Origin of the sequence: Acinetobacter sp. YH16038, assembly GCF_013417275.1 — a bacterium.
In the GTDB taxonomy this organism is placed as follows: Bacteria; Pseudomonadota; Gammaproteobacteria; order Pseudomonadales; family Moraxellaceae; genus Acinetobacter.
In genome coordinates, this window is the sequence record NZ_VPEG01000009.1 from 30401 (window position 1) to 51554 (window position 21154).

Here is a 21154-nt window from a genome sequence, read left to right on the forward strand (position 1 = left end):
GTCTTTCGACTTTATTATCATTGTAATGCGATTATTATCAGCTTTCCTTGCTGACTCTTTATGTGAAACATAATGTCAAAAATTGAGGAAACAGGATATAGAGTATTTGCTCCAATCGATGTAAGCTTAAACTTACAAAAAAATAATATATTTATACAAAAGTTAACATTATGTGAACTTTCCTATATTTTACAAAGGGTTTTATGACTAAAAATAATTTAATTGTAGTAGATAAATAATGTTAAAAAATCATCTTTAAGGTTTTAAACAGCATTAAAATTAAAAGATATGATTTAAGAATCATCTTTTGCTTCAGGTTTGGCAGACGGGTTCCATGTTATAGAAGATACTTATGAACACTTTAACTAAGGTAATTGATGGATCTGATTTCTCTGCCATATATGTGGTTGGGGATCTGCATGGTTGTTATAGCTTGCTCATGCAAGAATTAGAGAAAGTTCATTTTAATTTTGAGAAAGATCTACTGATTTGTACCGGAGATCTGGTCGATCGTGGTAATGAAAACCTGGAATGCGTTTCATTGCTAAGTCAGCCCTGGTTTTATTGTGTTCGCGGCAATCATGAGGAAATGTGTATCAAGGGCCGTGACGATGCATGGATTCAAGATATGCATGCGCAGAATGGTGGTGAGTGGTTCTATCTTTTATCAACCGAAAAACAGGATGAACTCAGTGAAATTTTTTCTGCACTTCCTTTGGCCATTGAACTAAACCTCGAGTATAAAAAGATTGGCATTTTACACGCAGATATTGCGCTTAATGACTGGAATATATTTAAAAAGAAAATTGCAAAAGGTGAAAGTAGAATTCCAGGCTTAACTTCAGCATATACCAATGCTCTTTGGGGTAGAGGGAGAATTCGCAATCATTCTTATCGCTATGGAACCGTTAAAAATATCGATGAGATCTATCTGGGTCATACGATTGTAAAAAACCATACTCAAATTGATAATTGCCACTATATTGATGTAGGTTCTTCTTATACGAAGAAGTTGTGTGTTAATAAAATAAAAGATGCAAACTAGGTGCTACAGCAAGAGCCAATTGAAAGACACATCAATAATTTTTACCTTTAAAATTAAATTGATAGCTCATTTTTATAAAAGGCGATCTATATTTATTTTTGAATGAGAAACTGTATTTTGTTCTATTTAATTTTGAGTAAGTATTCATACAATTAATTCATCTATAGTGAATTTCTCTCATCTTTTACTGAATTTATATCGTTTTACTCATCTATAGATTCACGTTTAAATGAAGTTATACAGAAATTTGGCTTTATTTAAAAATTTAGGATAGTGAATCTCCATGGGTAATCAATTTACATGCTCAATCAAGCACATCCGTTTTGATGAAAATTATCAACCAGCAGACAACACACGTTTAACCACAAACTTTGCCAATCTGGCACGTGGTGAAAGTCGACAGGAAAATCTGCGCAGAACTCTGGCCATGATTAATCAGCGTTTTAATTCATTAGCGACAAGTGATAATCCTAAAGGCGACCGTTATTCCCTTGAAATTGACATTATCTCTGCGGAACTTGATGTCGAAGGCCATGGTCAAACTTTCCCTTTTATCGAGATGCTGAAAAGTACCGTCATTGATCATAAAACCAATGAGCGCATTGAAGGCATGATTGGCAATAGCTTTTCATCTTATGTACGTGATTATGACTTTAGCGTTGTATTGCCATCCATCAGCGATAAAACTGATGCAAAGCTTGACGACTTTGGTGATTTGCACGGCAAACTTTATCAGCATTTAATTCATTCAGATGTGTTTAAAGCCGAGTTTAAGAAACAGCCGGTGATTTGCCTGAGTGTATCTACCACGAAAACCTATTACCGTACTGCACATGTGCATCCTGTACTCGGTGTGGAATATAAAAATGATGATTATTCACGTACAGATGCATACTTCAGAAAGATGGGCTTAAGCGTTCGCTATTTCAAACCTGAACATGGTAATGCACCGTTGGCATTCTATTTTGCCGGTGACTTATTGCGTGATTACACGGACTTCGAACTTATCAGTGCGATCAGTACCATGGAAAGTTTCCAGAAGATTTATCGTCCTGAAATTTACAACACCAATTCGCCTGCAGGTTTGATCTATCAACCAAGCCTGAATTATCAGGATTATTCGTTGACACAAATCGTTTACGACCGTGTGGAGCGTAGTCAATTAGCAGTTAAGCAGGGCAAATGGACAGAAGAAAATTTTATTAAGCCGTATAAAGACATTCTTGAAAAGTGGGCCGCAAATTTTACTGTAGATAATGCTCATCAAGAGCATACTGCCTGAATGAAGAAATAAATTAACGAATATAGAGATAGAAGATTAGACATGAGCATTTTACTCCCAACATCTACAGCTGGCAGCTTGCCGAAACCGTCTTGGCTTGCCGAACCTGAGCAACTTTGGTCACCCTGGAAACTGGAAGGCGAGCAGCTCCTTGAAGCCAAGCGAGATGCTTTGAGCTTGTCCCTACATGAGCAACTACAGGCAGGCATTGATATCGTCAGTGATGGCGAACAAACCCGTCAGCACTTTGTGACGACTTTTATTGAACATCTGGAAGGTGTTGATTTCAAGAAACGTGAGACGGTGCGGATTCGAAATCGCTATGATGCGAGTGTGCCATCTGTCGTGGGTGCTGTCGCTCGCAAGAAACCTGTATTTGTAGATGATGCCAAGTTCTTGCGTAGCCAAACTAAGCAGCCAATCAAATGGGCGTTGCCGGGTCCAATGACCATGATCGATACGCTTTATGATGCTCATTTTAAGAGCCGTGAAAAACTGGCTTGGGAATTTGCAAAAATCCTGAATCAGGAAGCACTTGAACTTGAAGCAGCAGGTGTAGATATCATCCAGTTTGATGAGCCTGCATTTAATGTATTTTTTGATGAAGTAAATGACTGGGGCATTGCCACATTAGAACGAGCGCTTGAAGGTCTGAAATGTGAAACAGCAGTACACATCTGCTATGGTTACGGTATCAAAGCCAATACGGACTGGAAAAAGACTCTAGGTTCAGAGTGGCGCCAATACGAAGCAATTTTTCCGAAACTGCAAAAGTCTAAGATCGACATTGTTTCACTTGAATGCCAAAACTCTCATGTACCAATGGATCTGATTGAATTGATTCGTGGCAAAAAAGTCATGGTCGGCGCCATAGATGTCGCAACCAATCAAATTGAAACACCAGAACAGGTTGCAGATACTTTACGAAAGGCGCTTCAGTTCGTGGATGCTGACAAGCTGTATCCTTCAACCAACTGTGGTATGGCACCTTTATCGCGTCAAGTCGCACAAGGCAAACTGAATGCTTTAAGTGCTGGCGCAGCTATTGTTCGTCAAGAACTGACAGCCTGAGTATTCATTTGTCTTAAGAGCTGTATAAGGAATACATGTACTTTTACCGCTCTTCATCAAAGCGATAGTCAATTAGGGATTTAAGAGATGATTGAAGCGACTGACTTTAGAAATGCCATGTCCTTACTCACCACAGCAGTGAATGTCATTACAACCTCGGGTGAGACAGGAATGCATGGTTTTACGGCATCTGCAGTATGCAGCGTGACTGATACACCACCGACATTGCTGGTCTGTATGAATCAGTCATCTCGTTCACATGTGCATTTTATTGAGAACAAAATTTTGTCAGTGAACGTCTTAGGTCCACAGCACGAACAGATTTCTAATGCATTCGCATCCAGCAAATTCAGTTCTGAACGAAGATTTCAATTAGGTTCTTGGACAATACTAAAAACAGGCTCACCTGTACTAGGCGATGCATTAGTGAGTTTTGACTGTGAAATCGAGAATATCCAGCAAGTAGGGACACATAATATCTTTATGTGTCGAGTGGTTGCGATTCAACGGAGCGAACAAGATCAGAGCCTAGTGTATTTTAATCGTACTTACCATTCGGTTGGACAGTTAGAATTTGCTTGAATGAAAATGAGAAAAATGACAATAAGATAATGTAGATTTTCTCATTTTTAAGATTTGTATCGAATTTAACAAATCAAAAGCAATCGATATTCACCCTCATTTTCAACCGGAGCCCGATGTACACAAGGTAGGGCTCTTTGGACTGGATGATCGACTGCCAATCGCCAAAGATGTCCCTGACCTAAATTTACAGGTTTTGCATTAGGCTTAGGTTGATAATGCAGATCAAAGAAATACTCTTCCAGAAAACCTTCAAATCCGGCTTCTGGGCCATCATATAATTCTTTCAGCTTTGCCCTGATTTCTGGAATCAGAATCTTTTGTTCCACCTGATCATTAGGCAAGATATCGCTTGCAGCACCATGATAGGTACATAAGAAAGTATCTGTTTCAATCGGAGAGCGATCGACATGGAATGAATAGACATCTGTAGTAATGAAATCGAGCTCATTATCCCGTTCATAGCATTTGAGCAGATTGAGTGAAGGGGAAGCGCCGTAGTCAGTCAGTAGCTGTATATCTTCTAAGATAATCTTTCTTGCCAGATGACCGCTTTCTGACAGCTGGAGTTTCATAAGATCATCAATTGAAACTTCAGTCATATTTTCCTGTAAATGAAGCTTATTCACGATCTCGGCAAAATCACCCGCTAAATTTCTAGACCAGCAAATCGCATTCATCGCACCCTTAAAATCCGAATTAACGAGTTCTGAAAAGTTTGAGACTACACGAATTTGTTTATTGCCTGAAAATTGATTATGCATGCTTAAGTGAAATGACTTATGAACTATGCCTAATATTACCCTTAGATTCCTCAAAATAACTTTATGAGCTCATAAAAAAAGAGATTTTAAAACCTAAAATCTCTTTCCTTTCACAGTATCTTAATTTTCAGCTTGTGCTTTGGCTGCAATATTACTTTTATAGATAAAAAATAGTGCAACAGCTAATAGGGCAATTGCTGCTAGTCTGGATCCATCTAAATGAATCACCGGATTATTCAACCATCCAAAATGATCGATGAGCAGACTCATTAATAACTGGCCACTAATGACGGCGACAGTGGTGGCAGCAGCGCCCAGTCTAGGCATAGCAAATACAATCGTAAGCATATAGGCCACGCCAAAAAATGCACCTGTTAATTGCCATCTTGGTGCGGTGAATAAATTCAATGCATGGTTGGGTTCAAGAAAGAAAGCGATTAGAAAACTGACTAGAGCACCTAAGACAAATGTCAGCCAAGAACTTTCTAATACACCTACTTTAGCACCCAAACGACCATTAATTGAAGATTGAGCACATAAAACTGCTCCGCCAAAAATAACGACTAATAACATTATATAAATCATGGAGAAGCTTCCTTATTGAATAAGCCATAATGCAGCTAAAATAGCCACCAGCGCGCCAATACGATATTTATCTACAGCCCGTTTATGGCTACCTAACAAACCCCAGTGATCAATAATAAGACTGGTCGCAACCTGGCCAAACAGGATCCCCACCATGGTCAGGCCAACACCAATATGAGGTGTCGCTACAGTTAAAGCAACCACATATATAGGGCCTAATATACCGCCAGTCAGTTGCCACCGTGGCTGCTTGAACATGAGAGAAAGCTTTGGACGGCTGAAGATCAACCCCAAGGTTAAGAGCAGTGATCCGATCGCGAAAATTCCCAAGGTCGCCCAGAAATGCCCAATTTCTTCCCCGAGTGGACCCAGTAAACCCGCTTCAACAGATAACCCCATACCTGCAAGAACGACTAATGGGAAAATCCACAACTGTTTCATATATGCTTTCCAAAGGAAGAAAGCAACGAATTATATTCTCTTATTTAAAAGCTACAATTCCGCAATTTTTCAAAACATAATTGCTATTATGACAATAATAAAATGATTGAATTAAATTCAGGGATAGATCAAGTATGCAACTCAATGCATTACGCTATTTTGTGATGGTGGCAACGACAGGCAGTTTTTCAGCTACGGCAAAGCATTTTCAGGTTCCATCTTCCTCAGTATCTCGTTTTATTTCCAAACTTGAACAGGAAATTGGGCAACAACTTTTTTATCGTAATACACGCTCTGTTCGGCTAACTGACATAGGAGAAAAGTACTTTGTGCAAATTAAGGAAGTGCTGGATACGCTAGATCTGGCCAATGAAGAAATTTCTGGTAAAAATGCGATCAGAGGGTTAATTCGTATCAATACAGCGGTTGCGCTGGGAAGGCTACATATATCGCATATAGTGAATAAATTGCATGATAGCTATCCGGATCTTTCAGTCGAGCTGATCTTGACGGATACTTTTATTGATCCTGTACAAGAAGGCGTAGACATTGCCATACGGATTGGCTCATTACAAGATTCAGCATTAATTGCACGCAAGGTCTGTGATCAACAATATGTGCTGTGTGCGAGTCCTGCATATCTTGGAAAGTATGGAACTCCACATTCCCCACACGAGATTCAGAATCATCAATGTCTGGTGTATAAGGGCGTTTCAGGCAGCCAACGCTGGTATTTCCGTCAACAGGAGCATGACACTCCGATTTTAATTGAGCCACAAGGACCTTTAAGAAGCAATAATGCAGAAGTCCTGGTAGATGCGGCATTGGAAGGACGGGGGATTGTATTATTTCCAACCTGGATTTTTATGGAAGACTATTTCAAAACACATAAACTGGTTCAACTCCTTCCTGACTGGATCAGTACAGTAGAGCCTTATTCTATAGGGATTCATCTGGTTTCTCCCGAAAACAGAATTCGTTCACAAAAAGTCAGAACTGTGCTTGATTTCATTTTAAAAGAAATTGGAGATCCGCCGTACTGGGATAATATTCTTAAGTTTTAAAATTTTTATGATCCAATTATAAAAAGCTTAATTGGTTTCTTAGTTATCTTTTTTGATCAAGAAGGATTCTAAGGAAGAGCTAAGATGAAAAGCATAAAATGGAAGAACTTATATGATTTCAAATTTCTAACTTTAGATTTTATCTACACATCGCAATTGTAAAATTCTTAACTTTCCTTAAATGTATCTGCATTATTGCGATAAATCCAAAATTAAAATAAAAAAGCCTATCTCATTCGAAATAGGCTTTTTTACCTCTGAGGAATCTTCTCGCCATTTAATTCAGTAAGAATGCTATGGCTTAAAGACTGATAATCATATTATGAGAATATGAATAGTTTTTCAAACATAATTTAAATTTTATTTGATTAAATTATTACGAATATCACTGGTGCTTTCAGGATGGTGGAGGAACTTATTTTCAATAATCTGTGCTTTCTCCTGAAGAATTTGTACTAATTTTTCCAGATTTACGAAATCAAATCTATTCTTTGAAGCTAATAAAGTAAGCGCTAAGGGCGGTTCTTTAAGAGAGAATTTAACTGGTACAGACAAACCTGCAACTTGAGGATCAAGTTCACCACTAGAATAATAATATCCCTGTTTTTTGATCTTTCTCATTTGTTCCAGAAAAGCGGTTTCATTCTGCACAAATCCTACTTCTGCAAATGCATCGGCATAACGTTGGTAATAGTCAAGCAACACTTGTTTCGGTAAATGTGCCATGATGACTTTTGAAGATGAACCTACATAGACAGGACGTGGACAACCGCGTCCGAATGAAAGCAGATGTGCATTTTTAAAGACTTCGTCATGTAAGTCGATACAAGAATCATAATTGAGATGAGTCAATATACAAGAAAACTCAGTCCGTTCGACGATTTCCTGCATAAAGGGAATGCTGATCTGAACCAAAGGATCAGTTTTTCTTGAAATATAATCCAGAACAGCAATTTTCGAACCCAGCGTATAGTCACCGGATGTGCCACTGATTCGCTGTAATAATTCAGCCGATACCAATTCTTTTAAATAGCGATAACTGGTAGGTTTGGAGAGGTTTAATTCTTCACTGATGATATCTACATTAATCACTGAACGTGATAACGAAAATAGATCGAGAACCGTAAGAATTTTTCCAAAACTTGCTTGCGCCATAAAAAAAACCTGAAGTGCTGACTATTGAAAAAGGTGATGACTCACTTTAGCTTAAAAGAGGGTAGTAGAGGCAACTATTTACCTAAAATTCTCGAATCATGAGGATAGAGGAAGAAAAGAGACAAATATTCAGCATAACGGCCTACGCAATGAAAAAAAACATACTTATTCTCATATAGAGATATTTTTATTGACAATAAAGCGTTTATTTGAAAAAATTACTTACACAAATATCCAATGATGAATAATTAAGCAAAGCATTATCTTTTGCTTTTTATATTTTCATCAACCAGTTTCAGTTTAATCAGCTGAATATTCTAATTTTATAGACTTTCAACAAGTAAAAATTTTGTCACTGAGTTCTTTGGGCTTGGTGGGCAGGTTATTTGCTTTAGAAAATAAAATAAGCTCTTAGAGAGAAACCATGCTGCTTATAAAATCTTTACTCGCATTTCGTCCAAATAAAATGGACTGGATTTTTGCGACTAAAACGTTTGTGGCTGGTATTTTGGCGCTCTACGTTGCGTTGAGTTTGGATCTTGCTTATCCGATTTGGGCTATTGGCACAGTTTTCGTTATTGCCAATCCTTATACGGGAATGACCGCTTCAAAAAGTATCTATCGTGTACTAGGTACTTTATTAGGCGCAATTGTGGCAGTTGCAGTTACTCCTTGGCTAATCAATACGCCGTGGTTGTTTACGCTGTTTTTATCCTGTTGGGTTGGTCTTTGTTTATATTTCTCTCTGCTTGATCGTACACCGCGCAGTTATATATTGATGCTGGCTGGATATACGACTGTCATTATCTGCTTCAATATCATTTACTTTATTGATACTGCCTCATTATTTGATATGGCGGTAGGACGCTTTCTGGAAATTACTATTGGGGTCGTTTGCAGCGCGATTGTGACGACGACCATATTTCCAATGCATATTGGCCCCGCAGTGAAAAGTCGTGTCAGTAAAACCTTAGCGGATACTCAGCAGATTTTTAATAAAATTCTATTGGAACCACGTCAAGACCAGAACTATACAAAAGCTTTAAGCCAATTGGCTGGAGATATTGCAGATATTCATGTCATGGCTGTGCATTTAAGCTATGAAAAATCAGCTCTACAGGGAATGACCAAACCACTGCAGGAAATGCTGAACCAGATCACAATGCTGGTGAGTAATTTGGTGGCGATGTCTGAACGCATGCAACAGTTAGACTTCATTGATACAGGATATCGCCAGTCATTAGCAGATTTACATTCCAAAATTAATACATATCTAACTGATGAACATACATTACAAGAGTTTGAACTGAATCATCTTCCTGCTGATTTTGAAACAGATTTCCTGAAAATTTTTGAACATTCAAAAGATGATCAAATTGTAATATTGAAAAGCTTGAAAATGGATATCCGTCATTTCATTCAGAATATCCATGCAATTAAGTTGATCTGGCAGCGAATCCAACAAGGGGATACTTCACTGCCTGAAATGATTGTTCCACTTACTACAAACTATCCAGCTCTGCATCGTGATCATGGCGTAGCGGTGCGGGGCGGGGTTTCTGCATGCCTCACTGTTTTTATTGCTACTGCCTTTTGGATCTTAAGCGGCTGGAAAGCAGGATTTATGCTGGCTGAAATGGCGGCAATCAGTGCATGTATATTAACGGCGCTGGATAATCCGGTGCCTGCATTGAAGCTGTTTATTCGTAGTAGCTTATATGCTTCGATCGTGATCTTCATATATGCCTATGGAATTTTTCCAAATATTATAGAATTCTGGCAGTTAGCGCTTGTACTTGCACCATTCTGCATATATTGCCTGATGCTTTTTTTGCATCCACCCTTGGTTGGAATTGGCTTGCCTTTGTTGATGGGTACGATCATGGGACTGAATTTTCAGAACCGTTATACCCTGGATCAAATTTCTTTCTTTGATGCCGCGATTGGTACAGTGATCGGGCCAATCATCGCTGTATTTATTATCCATATGATCCGTGCAATGTCGCCAGATATAACCGTACAGCGCATTTTGGCCATTCATAACCGAGCCATTCGTCAGGCACTGTATATTCCTTATGGGGTACGGTTCCGTATCCATTTACGTACGATGATTGACCGCATCGGGGTATTGAATACTAAAGCAGTAGAATCTGAAGATCTGAAAAATAAAATCAATAAGGCACTCATTGAATCCAGCGCCGTAGTGGATCTGGCACGGTTACAGGAACTCATACTTAAGTTGCCTGAACAGCAGCCTTTGACCCAGCAACTCGAAGATCTTCAAATACAGCTGGATGAATATTTTCGTGCCAAAGAAATTGGACAAAATTATGATGCTGCCTTCGCACAGTTAATTAACAGAATACAGGCTTTGGAAGCAGATCTTAGCATGCAGGAACACACAGATGTTGTAGAACGGCTGCATATTTCACTCAACAATATTCGTAGCAGCTTATGTCATATCAAGACACCGCCAAGATATGCAGGCGCAGGAGATTAATACATGGGAGAGCTGAATATCTATGGTGTGTATGTGCCGATTTTATTAATTCAAGCTGTGATTGCCTATGTTCTGCTTAGAATCTTGATGAAATGGCTAGACAGGCTAGTCGCAAATGACTGGATCATCATGCCAAATATCTTCTACTTATGCATTTACGTACTTTTGCTGGGCGCCGTCCATTGGACAGGCTTATTACTATGAAGTCTGATATTAAAATGATTGAGGAAAACCGTATATGACATCTGTCAATTTACGCAAATATTTGCGACCTGTACTTTTGACGGTAGTGGCTGTTCTCGCCATTTTAGTGATTCGACATATCTGGAATTATTATAATTCTGAGCCATGGACGAGGGACGGGCGTGTACGTGGTGATGTAATTCAGGTGTCATCAGATATTTCAGGCCTGGTCACAGAAGTACTGGTGCAAGATAACCAGACCATCAAGAAAGGGCAGCCATTATTTAAAATTGATGTTGAACGTCAAGAACTAGATGTTGAAGAAGCTCGTGCGGATCTTGCGAAAGCGAAAGCAGGTTTAGCGCAAGCTGAGGCTGAACTGGCGAACGCTAAAGCCAATGTCGTGAAATCCCAGGCGAGTATTCATCTGGCAGACAAAAATGCGAACCGTTATTCAAGCTTAATGGATGGTGCTATTTCAAAACAGGAACAGGATCAGATTTTTGCTGCACGAGATGAATCACATGCCGAGCATGAGCAGTCCTTAGCTGCAATCGAACAGGCCAAAGCGAATATCGAACAGCAAAAGGCATTAATACAAGTCGCTGAAAATAACCTCAATCTCGCGCAACTTAATTTACATCGTTCAGAAGTTGTTGCTCCGGCAAATGGGACATTATCAAATTTTGAATTAAAAGAAGGGAACTATGTCAAAGTTGGCCAAGCGGTTGCAGCATTACTAGATCGCAAACAACTCTATGTAGTGGGTTATTTTGAAGAAACCAAACTGGATAAAATTTATGTGGGAGCACCAGCTACAATTCAGCTGATGGGTGATTCGCAAAAACTTAAGGGCCATGTGCAAGGTATTGCCTCGGGGATTGAAGATCGCGAACGTACTGCTGGTTCAGGTCTTTTAGCGAATGTAAATCCAACCTTTAGTTGGGTACGTTTAGCCCAACGTGTCCCTGTTAAGATTATTCTGGATGAATTACCAAAGAATGAACTTGCCTTCGTTGCAGGGCGAACAGCAACAGTGCATATAGAAAAGCAAGAAAAATAAACTGACCTGTAATTCAATAACACAAGGTTCTTGACGAAAAGAGAACCTTGTTATGAATCCTGATTTAAAAAGATCAAATAGCTATATAAAAATAGTAATAATAAGAAGTATATAATTCAATCAATAAATTACCTTGTCATTACATTTTTATTGACCATTCGTTCAAATTTTTATATTTTCGTATGAACTTTTTTTAAACAGGAGGAATTTTTTATTATGAATGACGTAAGGCTTTTATATGTAAGTAAGTTCAAAGATGAGAGATACTCTACTTCTGAACTTTATAATATTTTAACAGAAGCCTTAGAATTTAATGAGTTACACAAAATCTTTGGTGCACTCTATTTCGGAAATAATTATTTTGTCCAGTGTTTGGAAGGCACTGAAGAAAGTGTAAAAGACCTTTTCTATAATCGAATAGTCAAAGATCCACGCCATAAGAACTGTGAAATTCTTTCTTATGAACTAATCGACTCATATCTTTTTTCTAGTTGGCACATGAAGTATGCCAATGTTCATAATGATCTCATTGAGTTCTTTATCAAGAATCATCATGATGGATTTAATCCTTATCTCCTGGGTCCAGACACTATTCCTGCTTTTATAGAATTACTCAGACAGCACGAAGATGATTTATACAAAGCCCAGGTGATGGCCTAATCAGATTAGATGTAGCATGTGATATGTTAATTTAAAGAAATTGCTATATTACATGTTATATTTATAATTTTAAGTTGTTGAAATTTATATAATAATTAAATTTTTAGTTTTAAAAAATAGAGATGGTTAGCCATCTCTATTTTTTAATAGATTTAAAATTCCGAGACAACTTAAATAAATTCCAGCACTTCAATTCTCAGTATTTAAAATATTTCCTGATTACATATTTCTATTCTTGAAATAAAATCCAGAGGCATAGTTAGTCTTTCAGCAGTTATTGTTTCGAAATGAACCCAGATAGCTGCGTCTCTATTCTCAAAACTAATACTTACAAGCTTAACCAAGTCATAGGGTTCAACATTGTGAGTCAAGATAATATTATAAAAGTGATCTGAGCGTACGTAAGAGATAAGCATTTGATGAATAGCTACTTGTTCATCGCTACTTAGCTCACTATATTTACTTAGTTCAGGTAAATCATGTTGTCTGTTCACTTTAGTCCTTATCGATCTTCAAGTTTTTTATAGAGGACCAGAATTTTATCAATTTAGACAGGGCAGCATTTAGTTGTTTTGTATAAATAATTGAACTTTTTATGAATGATGCTGAACAACAACGCTAGCCAGATTAAAGCGCACACTATAATTAAAACTGTAACTATAAGAGCGTAGAAAACAATGTCTCAAATAAAAATTTATGCTTTAAATAAAACAATCGAACTACATAGAATAGAACTGAGTAAAGCTATTCATCAAGCTTTAGTCAAAGAGCTAAATTGTCCCGAGAAAAGATTTTTCAACGATTTATACCTTATAGAGTCTGAAAATTTTATTTACTCAAAGGATCGATCCAGATCTTAGATCATTATCGAGATTTGAATGTTTGAAGGAAGAACAAAGAGACCAAGAGAGTATTTATTTAGGCTTTATTTAAAAATATAAGTCATTTATGTGGGATTAAATCCAATGATATTGAAATAACTATATTTGAAACTCCTATTTAACATAATATATATTATACGAAACGTATTATATATTAGCTTCAAATAGAAATGTCCGCCATAGATTCGCACTTATTGCTGATCTTGGCGGACATTCATATGTGAACATTAATCTTGAATAGATAGATAAAGCTTAAGTCAGATTTAAATTAAAACTCTTTTGTCACGCTTAACCCAGCACTCCAGTTACGTCCTTCTGCAGGTTCATAGAAACGACCATTGCTTTCGTTCACAATGACTGAACCTGAATAATCCTTATCAAACAGATTATCTACGCGTGCAAACGTTTTTATAGACAAATCTTTGACATTCCAGTTATAGCCTACATTAGCCCCAGCCACTGTATAACTTGGTGCAACTTCAGAGTTAATATCATTCACAAAAATCTGGTCTGAATAACGCACATCGAGACCTGCATTAAAGCCATTCTCAGGCTTCCATCCCAAACTTAAGAAAGCCTGATTCTTGGCAATCCCAGGAATATAGTTTCCATTGGGAATTTTCACTACAGCCACTTTTCCGTCTTTGCCTAGAATTTCCGGAATATCTGCATCAAAAGTTGCATCAATATAGCTATAGCTGGCTTGAGCTGCCAGACCACGCCAAAGATCTTTACTCCAGGACAGTTCCAGCCCTTTTCTTAACGTTTTATCTGCATTACGGAAAGTCGAACGCCCATTATCATTAACTGCAGAAACAATATCATCCTGAGTGCTAGTATGGAAAATCGCGGCAGTGAAATCACCAAAGCGATTCGCAGATTTTAATCCCAGTTCATAAGTTTCACTTTCAGCCGCTTTTAAGCTTAATACATCATTGCTACCATCAGCCGGATAAGCCATTTCGGTAAATGTTGGTGTTTCAAAACCTTGTGCATAGCTTGCATAAGTCATTAATTCAGGAAAAATTTTCCAACTTAATGCAACTGAAGGCAGCAACTTCTCATAAGTCGTTTTACCTGAATTATCGCCATTCGACTCGGTAATATAATGATCTTCTGATTTAAAATGCACATTGCTATAACGTATCCCGGCATCCAGCGTCCAATCAGGTGCAAAGTTATAAGAAGCTTGCAGATATGGATCGGCATTCCATAAGGTATTGTCTTCATCACGACGCAACTCACCTTTAACTCCTAAAGTGCTACCAATGAAGTTTTTATATCCTTTACGATCTTCAGTCATGCCATCAATTGCAACACCTGCAATCAGTTTGGTATTTTGAAGTATATCTTTACCTGTCCAGCGTAAGTCTGCTCCATAAAACTGACGGTCAAAATCAATCACACCGCCCGGGTGCTTTTCTAATGACTGAAAAAACTTAGAAATTGATTGATACTGAACAACCTCACGCTGTCCCCAATATGCCATACCATATAATTCATGCTGATCATTGACTGGCTTACTCCAAGTCAGACCTGTTTGAAACTGTTCAATTTCTTTTCTCGTATTAAATCCCTGAATTCTACTGTCTATTTGCTTTGGATTAGCTTTCCAATCTTTTTTTTCTAAACCACTCGGATCATCTGCTACAATTTTGACATAGTTATTGACCCAGTTAATTTTAGATCCATCCTCCAGATCCCAAGTCAGCTTGGCATTGTTCAGTACTTTATGTGCACCGCTATGGTCACGGAAACCATCCGTATCAAAATAAGATGAACTGATGATATAGCTTGGTTCAGAAGCATTCTCTGAACCACCTTGTAGCACCAGGTTCGTTTGGCCTTTATTCTGACTGCCACCCGAATATCCTAAAGTGACTGAATCAGGTCCCTGCCCTTCACGGCTTTGTGTCAGGATGGTTCCACCAGAAGAATTACCATATAGCGAGGAAAATGGACCACTCAGCACTTCAATATGATCCAAACTATTCAAGTCAATATTCGAGGTTTGCCCCTGCCCATCTGGCATGGTGGCTGGAATACCATCTACATATAAACGTACTCCTCGCACACCGAAAGTCGAACGTGCACCGAAGCCCCGTATTGAAATCTGTAGATCCTGAGCATAATTTTCGCGGTTATTGAGTTGCAAACCTGGTACACCTTTTAAGGTTTCAGACAGGTTTACATTTAAGCTATTTTGTTGTTCCTGATTCAGATAATAGGCAGATGCCGGGGTTTCCAGAATGGCACGATCTGTACGAGTTGCTTCAACCACAATGGGAGCCAGTCGCTGTACCTCTGTAACCGGTTCTTCCGCATAAATTCCTTGGCTGATACAAGCAATCAGACAGGATAAAGTCGATTTCATCGGCAACCGCGTGGTATGAAGGTGCATAGCTAATATTCCTGATATCTGGCATTCACTCATGCCATGGGAGTTCAAACGTTTTAAAAGTGTCTTATTAATTTTGAAAACTCAGCATCTGCAAAAGATCAAACTGAATACTTGCAGGAAAGCTGAGCTAAAAGTTCATCATTTTCTAATCAAGCTTTATTGTCATAACAGCCTGTATTTTGCATAAAAAAGCCTGACGAATCAGGCTTTTTTACTTAACTATAAAACTTCATTATTTATTGTCAGGTAGTGCATAGGCAACCAAAGAGTCACCCATTTTGGTACCGAAGGAACCGTGACCACCCGCCATAATCACAACATACTGCTTACCATTGGCTTCATAAGTCATTGGTGTCGCTTGACCACCTGCAGGTAGACGACCTTTCCACAGCTCATCACCATTAGTCACGTTGATCGCACGGATGTAATTGTCTTGAGTTGCACCGACAAACATCACATTACCTGCAGTCGAGATTGGACCACCTAACATTGGTACACCCATTTTAAATGGAGGCAATGGAATGCCCGGCATACTGTCACGAATCGTACCGATACGACGTTTCCAAGCGATTTCATGATTGGTCAGATCAACACCAGCCACATAACCCCATGCAGGTTGCTTACATGGTAAGCCGAATGGAGACAGGAAGGCACTGATTTCAACACCATAAGGCACGCCATACATTGGCTGTACCCCCGCTTCAGTACCTGCACCTTTGGCAGTCTGCTTACGGTTCGGATCTTGCGGAATCAGACGAGATACAAATGGCAAACCAATTGGATTGGTTAATGCGATTTGACGGTCTGGGTTGACTGACATACCGCCCCATTCGAATACACCGAGGTTACCCGGAAACACTAACGTACCATTTTCAGATGGTGGCGTATAAATACCGTCATAGTTTAATTTCTTGAACGATACACGACACATCAACTGGTCAAACATAGTGGCACCCCACATGTCTTTATCAGTCAATTTATCTTTAGGTGCCAGGTTAAAGTCAGAGAATGGTTGAGTTTTTGAATACCACTCGCCTTTGGTTTGCGGACCGCGTTTTACTGACTGAGGTACTGGTTTTTCAGTAATCGGAACGATCGCTTCACCTGTACGACGGTCTAATACAAAGGCATTACCGGTTTTGGTCAGCACGTAGATGGCTGGCACCATATTACCGTTTTTATCTTTGATATCAGTCAATGTTGGCTGTGCTGGTACATCCATATCCCACAAGTCGTGGTGAGTAGTCTGGAAGTTCCAGATCAATTTACCGGTAGATGCATTAATCGCTAGCATAGAGTTTGCATAACGCTCGTCTAGCTCAGTACGGTGACCACCGTAGATATCCGGTGTGCCTACACCTGTAGGTACATAGACAATATCCAACTGTGCATCATAAGCCAATGGCGCCCATGCGTTTGGTGAGTTATTTACGAATTTTTGACCAGGAGCTGGAATCGCGTTTGGATCTTCTGCACCAGTATCAAATACCCATAATAATTCACCGGTATTTACGTCATAACCACGAATCACACCTGAAGGTTCTTCAGTTGAGTAGTTATCCGTTGTTGAACCGGCGATGATAATGGTTGTACCTGTCACCACAGGAGGTGAAGTCGGGTTATAACCGCCTGGATATGGGAATGGCATGTCTTTTTGCAGATCGACTTCGCCGTTATTACCAAAGTCGGAACATACCTTACCAGTAGTTGCATTGACCGCCACCAAACGTCCGTCATTCACTGGTAAGATTACTTTCTGAGGACATTCGACAGACGTTGTAGAACGAGCAGCTAGACTGCTTTCAAAACCGGTAGTGTTATTGGCATCGTAATAAGACACTCCACGGCAAGTTAAATGCTGGAAGGTATTGTCCGCTTTCAGCTTAGGATCAAAACGCCATTTTTCCTTACCCGTCGCAGGATCAAGTGCAATCAGGTACTGGTGAGTGGTACACATAAACAGGTTATTACCCACTTTAATCGGGGTTACCTGATTGGTCGTTTCACCAGAATCTTTATCCGTTTTTACATCACCGGTATGAAATTCCCAAGCTAACTCCAGATCTTTTACGTTATCAGCAGTAATCTGTTTCAATGGAGAATAACGTAGGCCGGATTGAGTACGACCATAAGCAGGCCAGTCTTCGTCAGCAATACCTGGAATAGACTGATGCACTGCAGGCTGCTGTGATTTTAATTCGCCACGGATTTCTTGCGGATCATTAAATACAGAATAAATCATGACAGCAATCGTAATTGCCAGGGAGCCAGTCAGCGCCATTTTTGCAGCTTTGCTGTCACCAAAACCACGAGTCACTGCAGGAATCAGCAGGGCCAGACCGAATAGGCCTAAAATATCTAGACGTGGTGCCAGTGCAAAGAAGTCTGAACCCACTTCCCAAAGACCCCATACCACTGTACCAAGGACCAATACTGCATAAACAATAAGGGCTGTGCTTTTACGTTTTTGTAATAACACGGCTGTCGCCAGGAAGAACAGACCGGCAATGATGTAGTACCAAGACCCACCAAGTGTTGCCAGATATATTCCTCCAAATAGCAGAACCAAACCGAAAATGGCAGCAATAGCTGCCAGAATCGTTTTCAGTACTGAACCTGAAGACGAAGTATTCATATTGAACACCTTTTTTTTGATTTCTTGAACGTCTAAGCACTTAAGCGGCATAGACACCATATTGTTAAGTTCTTAGTTATAAATACATGAATACTTGGAGTATCAGTTCATCAATGCCCCAAAGTAATGGAAGAATCAATTGTGTATTTGCAACTAAAAACTCCGATTAGAACGACGTATTAAACTTGATTCCGCCTACCCAGACATTTTCACCGTCTTTATATGCGCCGACATGATGGACATATTGCAGGTTTGGACGGATGGTCAGCCAGTTAGTTGCATGAATGCCGTAATAGATTTCCGCATCGACTTCTTCACTACGGTTACCCAATACATCATTGTTCATATTGATCCGGGCAACACCCAAAGCAATTTCATCCTGTGGGCGGGCATTCATCGCACCTTTGTAGACAAGACCGACATTTTGCATATCACTAACTTGGTTGGTTTTAGAGTCATGAACAGTGACGTTCACGAAACCGCTTAAACCTCGTGATGTATCCCCTTGATGTGAAGTCAGCTGTTGCTTAGCTACAATCCACCCCCCGTGATGATGACCATTTTGGATTTGTTCATCTTGTGGAGTCACGCCATCAAATATTCTGGCATCAGCGGTACTGTAGTAATACCCGGCACGATATTCACCTGGCAGTTTTTGCTCACCCAGTTTCGGTGTCCAGACCACTTCTGCAGGAATGATCGCGCCTTTAGATCCGTCTGTGCTCAGGTTAAAGCCTTTGCCGCGTTCCAGATTCTCAGGGTTATATTCATAGACACCGACCTGGGTATAAACTTCCGGGGTAACGTTATATTTAACCCGCGCAGCCCATTGAGAAACCGGCCAGTTATACCATTGATCCCCTACCCAGTTACCCACTTGTGAACCGCACAATGCCAGATTCTGGAAGTCACAATCAAAACTGTTAAAGTCTTCACCTTCACCAAAACGTCCGACTTTTACATCCAGTTTTTGATCCAAGAATTGTTTCTTGATCCAAAAATCTGTTAGACGCCAAGTTTGACCGCGACCCCATACTTCCTGAACTGAACTTAAATGTCCTGTAAGCGCATCAGAAGTATTCGAAAGGTTGCGACCATCACGATGAGTTACTGTAATTTGTGCTTCAGTGTCTTGCCAGCCAGCAATTTTTTCCAGATCCAGATGAGTACCCAGGTTTAACTGACCTGTATATTCTGTGCTATGGCTATTTGAGCGTTTCGCGTCAAGTAAAGTCGCCATTTCACCTGTATATCCAAAGCTAAAATCATAGCCCTGCTCTTGAAGCTGGATACGTTGACCATTCCAGTCACCCAACATCCACGGACTTTCTGCACTAAATGCATCAGCGGCCTGAGTAGTTGTATTTGCCAATAGCAATCCAACTAAGGATGTATAGACAGCCTTAGATAAGGGAGAAATAGACATTAAATGCTTCACCTTAATCACGTTTTTACTAAATATAGTACACTCATTTAATTTTTTAGTTTCAAATAATGAAGGAAAAGTATTAATAATGTTATGAAGTTTAGCTAATCTAATTCTTTTGTTAATTTTAATTTAAGAAAATTTTAAATTTTAAATTCAATAATTTAAGAGAAAATAAATATAATATTAATAAAAATAATACTACCTATAAATATTTTTTCTACATCAGTTCTTTTGTACAAAAATTTACCAATTCGAATTGCGTAATAAAAAAATATTTGGTCTTTTGCTCATTTTATATACTAAAACTTGATGGTCATTGCCGTTCTATTCTTGGGTTTCTTAGCGAGGAAAATTGAGAAAAAACTAGATCTATATAGGTACTTAAACCCATTAAATAAGATAAAGAGTGATATCTGCTAAATAAAGTTTAAATATATGTAAAAATTATAATTATTGGCTATTCATATTAGATTATAGATGTATATCTTGTTTAATTCTTTCTATCAATATTCTTATTAACCACCTTATATAAGTTTTATCTTTTAATGGGTGATATTGAGTAAAACGAGTAATGATCATTAACTGAATTGAATCGCTACAAAATATGTAATGATTCTAGTTTAAAACCAAATAAAAAAATATTTTAATAATAATTATTAAATTTAAAAACAATAATTTATGTCAGTAAAAGTATATATTTTACTTTAAAATCTTCCCCAATATCCCCCTCTTTTCCTGCTTGCAATTAAAGCTTTTCAGTCACATGATTAAGTGATCAAGGCTGTATATCAAGTGAGTAAAATCATGACGCCTGAACAACGCTTCCAGGCCATTTTGGCCCAATCCAAGCAGCATGATGAAGAAAAATCCCAGCGCTCAAAGCTGGAAAATAACCTGATCGTGCTCAGTCATGAACTAAAGGAACTCGCAGAACGCATTGAGGAACAAGTCACTGATCTCATCTTCGCTGAAATGGATCATTTTCTAGAGTCCCAAGGCTGGAATTCAGAATTTATTAATACCAGAAATAAAAGATATACCCTGAATGAAAAAAATATTTATCTCAGCGCGCTTAAACCAGCGATTGGAAAATTTTTATTTGTGATCAAGCATGACCTATTTGAAAGTACTGAACATCAGGTGGAAGCCTGCTTTAAGGATAGTACGACCTTGAGTCATTTTAAAACTGCCATGCAAGGTGGAGATCTTAAAAATGATATTCCGATCAAGGCGCTTGAAGAATGGTTAAAAGGCTTACAGTTAACATTGCAGAAATTAAAAGCTGAAAGTAACCACCTTCAGGCTGATGGTCTGACCTATGAAGTAATTAAGGTCGGTCAGATCCATCATAAAAGACTGCCTAACTTTATCGAAGCCTTTTTATCCATTCTGGAGCATAGATAAGTCTGTTTA

The 21154-nt window shown here is 38.8% G+C and carries 18 protein-coding genes; 10 read left to right on the top strand and 8 right to left on the bottom strand.

Annotated elements, in window-relative coordinates; all coding sequences use genetic code 11:
* Window positions 1–352: 352 nt before the first annotated feature.
* The 4 genes from FTV34_RS05445 (at window position 353) to FTV34_RS05460 (ending at window position 3980) form a co-directional block, all read left to right on the top strand.
* Window positions 353–1045 carry a metallophosphoesterase gene (locus FTV34_RS05445; RefSeq protein ID WP_180069177.1) on the top strand — a complete coding sequence of 231 codons (693 nt, stop codon included), beginning with the start codon at window positions 353–355 and terminating at the stop codon, window positions 1043–1045.
* Window positions 1046–1328: 283 nt separating this feature from the next.
* Window positions 1329–2327, top strand: coding sequence for a putative oxygenase MesX (locus FTV34_RS05450; protein WP_180069179.1), 999 nt, complete (start codon window positions 1329–1331; stop codon window positions 2325–2327).
* A 42-nt stretch (window positions 2328–2369) separates the two neighbouring features.
* Window positions 2370–3398 carry a methionine synthase gene (locus tag FTV34_RS05455; RefSeq protein ID WP_180069181.1) on the top strand — a complete coding sequence of 343 codons (1029 nt, stop codon included), beginning with the start codon at window positions 2370–2372 and terminating at the stop codon, window positions 3396–3398.
* Between the two features lie 87 nt (window positions 3399–3485).
* Complete coding sequence (locus tag FTV34_RS05460) at window positions 3486–3980, top strand: flavin reductase (RefSeq protein ID WP_180069183.1); 495 nt, start codon at window positions 3486–3488, stop codon at window positions 3978–3980.
* 65 nt (window positions 3981–4045) lie between these two features.
* Here FTV34_RS05460 and FTV34_RS05465 read toward each other — a convergent pair whose 3' ends face one another.
* The 3 genes from FTV34_RS05465 to FTV34_RS05475 all read right to left on the bottom strand — a co-directional run bounded on the left by FTV34_RS05465 (window position 4046) and on the right by FTV34_RS05475 (window position 5770).
* Window positions 4046–4744 (bottom strand): DUF1826 domain-containing protein, encoded by a 699-nt coding sequence (locus tag FTV34_RS05465; RefSeq protein WP_180069185.1) that lies wholly within the window; start codon window positions 4742–4744, stop codon window positions 4046–4048.
* 120 nt (window positions 4745–4864) lie between these two features.
* Entirely contained in the window at window positions 4865–5329 is a 465-nt protein-coding gene (locus FTV34_RS05470; RefSeq protein WP_034170895.1) for a DMT family transporter, read from the bottom strand.
* Window positions 5330–5341: 12 nt separating this feature from the next.
* Window positions 5342–5770, bottom strand: coding sequence for a DMT family transporter (locus tag FTV34_RS05475; protein WP_034170896.1), 429 nt, complete (start codon window positions 5768–5770; stop codon window positions 5342–5344).
* A 134-nt stretch (window positions 5771–5904) separates the two neighbouring features.
* Between FTV34_RS05475 and FTV34_RS05480 the strand changes: the two genes are divergently transcribed.
* Window positions 5905–6834, top strand: coding sequence for a LysR family transcriptional regulator (locus FTV34_RS05480; protein WP_180069187.1), 930 nt, complete (start codon window positions 5905–5907; stop codon window positions 6832–6834).
* Window positions 6835–7194: 360 nt separating this feature from the next.
* On the opposite strand, the gene FTV34_RS05485 is transcribed toward FTV34_RS05480, so the two are convergent.
* Window positions 7195–7989: an IclR family transcriptional regulator gene (locus FTV34_RS05485; RefSeq protein ID WP_180069189.1), complete on the bottom strand. Its 795-nt coding sequence runs from the start codon at window positions 7987–7989 to the stop codon at window positions 7195–7197.
* 424 nt (window positions 7990–8413) lie between these two features.
* Between FTV34_RS05485 and FTV34_RS05490 the strand changes: the two genes are divergently transcribed.
* The 4 genes from FTV34_RS05490 (at window position 8414) to FTV34_RS05505 (ending at window position 12395) form a co-directional block, all read left to right on the top strand.
* Complete coding sequence (locus FTV34_RS05490) at window positions 8414–10489, top strand: FUSC family protein (RefSeq protein WP_180069191.1); 2076 nt, start codon at window positions 8414–8416, stop codon at window positions 10487–10489.
* A gap of 3 nt (window positions 10490–10492) precedes the next feature.
* Entirely contained in the window at window positions 10493–10693 is a 201-nt protein-coding gene (locus FTV34_RS05495) for a DUF1656 domain-containing protein (RefSeq protein WP_180069193.1), read from the top strand.
* Between the two features lie 34 nt (window positions 10694–10727).
* Entirely contained in the window at window positions 10728–11735 is a 1008-nt protein-coding gene (locus tag FTV34_RS05500) for an HlyD family secretion protein (RefSeq protein ID WP_180069195.1), read from the top strand.
* A gap of 216 nt (window positions 11736–11951) precedes the next feature.
* A complete protein-coding gene (locus FTV34_RS05505) occupies window positions 11952–12395 on the top strand; it encodes a BLUF domain-containing protein (RefSeq protein WP_180069197.1) in 444 nt (147 codons plus the stop codon).
* A gap of 203 nt (window positions 12396–12598) precedes the next feature.
* Here the strand turns inward: FTV34_RS05505 and FTV34_RS05510 are convergent, their stop codons facing one another.
* The 4 genes from FTV34_RS05510 to FTV34_RS05525 form a co-directional block, all read right to left on the bottom strand.
* A complete protein-coding gene (locus FTV34_RS05510; RefSeq protein ID WP_004785797.1) occupies window positions 12599–12889 on the bottom strand; it encodes a hypothetical protein in 291 nt (96 codons plus the stop codon).
* A gap of 655 nt (window positions 12890–13544) precedes the next feature.
* Window positions 13545–15677: a TonB-dependent receptor gene (locus FTV34_RS05515; protein WP_180069198.1), complete on the bottom strand. Its 2133-nt coding sequence runs from the start codon at window positions 15675–15677 to the stop codon at window positions 13545–13547.
* A gap of 232 nt (window positions 15678–15909) precedes the next feature.
* Window positions 15910–18312 (bottom strand): glucose/quinate/shikimate family membrane-bound PQQ-dependent dehydrogenase, encoded by a 2403-nt coding sequence (locus FTV34_RS05520; protein ID WP_180069200.1) that lies wholly within the window; start codon window positions 18310–18312, stop codon window positions 15910–15912.
* A gap of 166 nt (window positions 18313–18478) precedes the next feature.
* On the bottom strand, window positions 18479–19738 hold the full coding sequence (locus FTV34_RS05525) for a carbohydrate porin (protein ID WP_180069202.1): 1260 nt from the start codon (window positions 19736–19738) through the stop codon (window positions 18479–18481).
* Between the two features lie 807 nt (window positions 19739–20545).
* Here FTV34_RS05525 and FTV34_RS05530 point away from each other — a divergent pair.
* Entirely contained in the window at window positions 20546–21145 is a 600-nt protein-coding gene (locus FTV34_RS05530) for a hypothetical protein (RefSeq protein ID WP_180001975.1), read from the top strand.
* Window positions 21146–21154 lie beyond the last annotated feature (9 nt).

What these genes read in the sequence shown, in the direction of transcription:
- FTV34_RS05480 (WP_180069187.1), top strand. Translation starts at nt 5,905, where the DNA reads ATGCAACTCAATGCATTACGCTATTTTGTGATGGTGGCAACGACAGGC.
- FTV34_RS05495 (WP_180069193.1), top strand. Translation starts at nt 10,493, where the DNA reads ATGGGAGAGCTGAATATCTATGGTGTGTATGTGCCGATTTTATTAATT.
- FTV34_RS05530 (WP_180001975.1), top strand. Translation starts at nt 20,546, where the DNA reads ATGACGCCTGAACAACGCTTCCAGGCCATTTTGGCCCAATCCAAGCAG.
- FTV34_RS05490 (WP_180069191.1), top strand. Translation starts at nt 8,414, where the DNA reads ATGCTGCTTATAAAATCTTTACTCGCATTTCGTCCAAATAAAATGGAC.
- FTV34_RS05505 (WP_180069197.1), top strand. Translation starts at nt 11,952, where the DNA reads ATGAATGACGTAAGGCTTTTATATGTAAGTAAGTTCAAAGATGAGAGA.
- FTV34_RS05445 (WP_180069177.1), top strand. Translation starts at nt 353, where the DNA reads ATGAACACTTTAACTAAGGTAATTGATGGATCTGATTTCTCTGCCATA.
- FTV34_RS05500 (WP_180069195.1), top strand. Translation starts at nt 10,728, where the DNA reads ATGACATCTGTCAATTTACGCAAATATTTGCGACCTGTACTTTTGACG.
- FTV34_RS05450 (WP_180069179.1), top strand. Translation starts at nt 1,329, where the DNA reads ATGGGTAATCAATTTACATGCTCAATCAAGCACATCCGTTTTGATGAA.
- FTV34_RS05465 (WP_180069185.1), bottom strand. Translation starts at nt 4,744, where the DNA reads ATGCATAATCAATTTTCAGGCAATAAACAAATTCGTGTAGTCTCAAAC.
- FTV34_RS05455 (WP_180069181.1), top strand. Translation starts at nt 2,370, where the DNA reads ATGAGCATTTTACTCCCAACATCTACAGCTGGCAGCTTGCCGAAACCG.
- FTV34_RS05460 (WP_180069183.1), top strand. Translation starts at nt 3,486, where the DNA reads ATGATTGAAGCGACTGACTTTAGAAATGCCATGTCCTTACTCACCACA.
- FTV34_RS05470 (WP_034170895.1), bottom strand. Translation starts at nt 5,329, where the DNA reads ATGATTTATATAATGTTATTAGTCGTTATTTTTGGCGGAGCAGTTTTA.
- FTV34_RS05485 (WP_180069189.1), bottom strand. Translation starts at nt 7,989, where the DNA reads ATGGCGCAAGCAAGTTTTGGAAAAATTCTTACGGTTCTCGATCTATTT.
- FTV34_RS05475 (WP_034170896.1), bottom strand. Translation starts at nt 5,770, where the DNA reads ATGAAACAGTTGTGGATTTTCCCATTAGTCGTTCTTGCAGGTATGGGG.
- FTV34_RS05515 (WP_180069198.1), bottom strand. Translation starts at nt 15,677, where the DNA reads ATGCACCTTCATACCACGCGGTTGCCGATGAAATCGACTTTATCCTGT.
- FTV34_RS05525 (WP_180069202.1), bottom strand. Translation starts at nt 19,738, where the DNA reads ATGTCTATTTCTCCCTTATCTAAGGCTGTCTATACATCCTTAGTTGGA.
- FTV34_RS05520 (WP_180069200.1), bottom strand. Translation starts at nt 18,312, where the DNA reads ATGAATACTTCGTCTTCAGGTTCAGTACTGAAAACGATTCTGGCAGCT.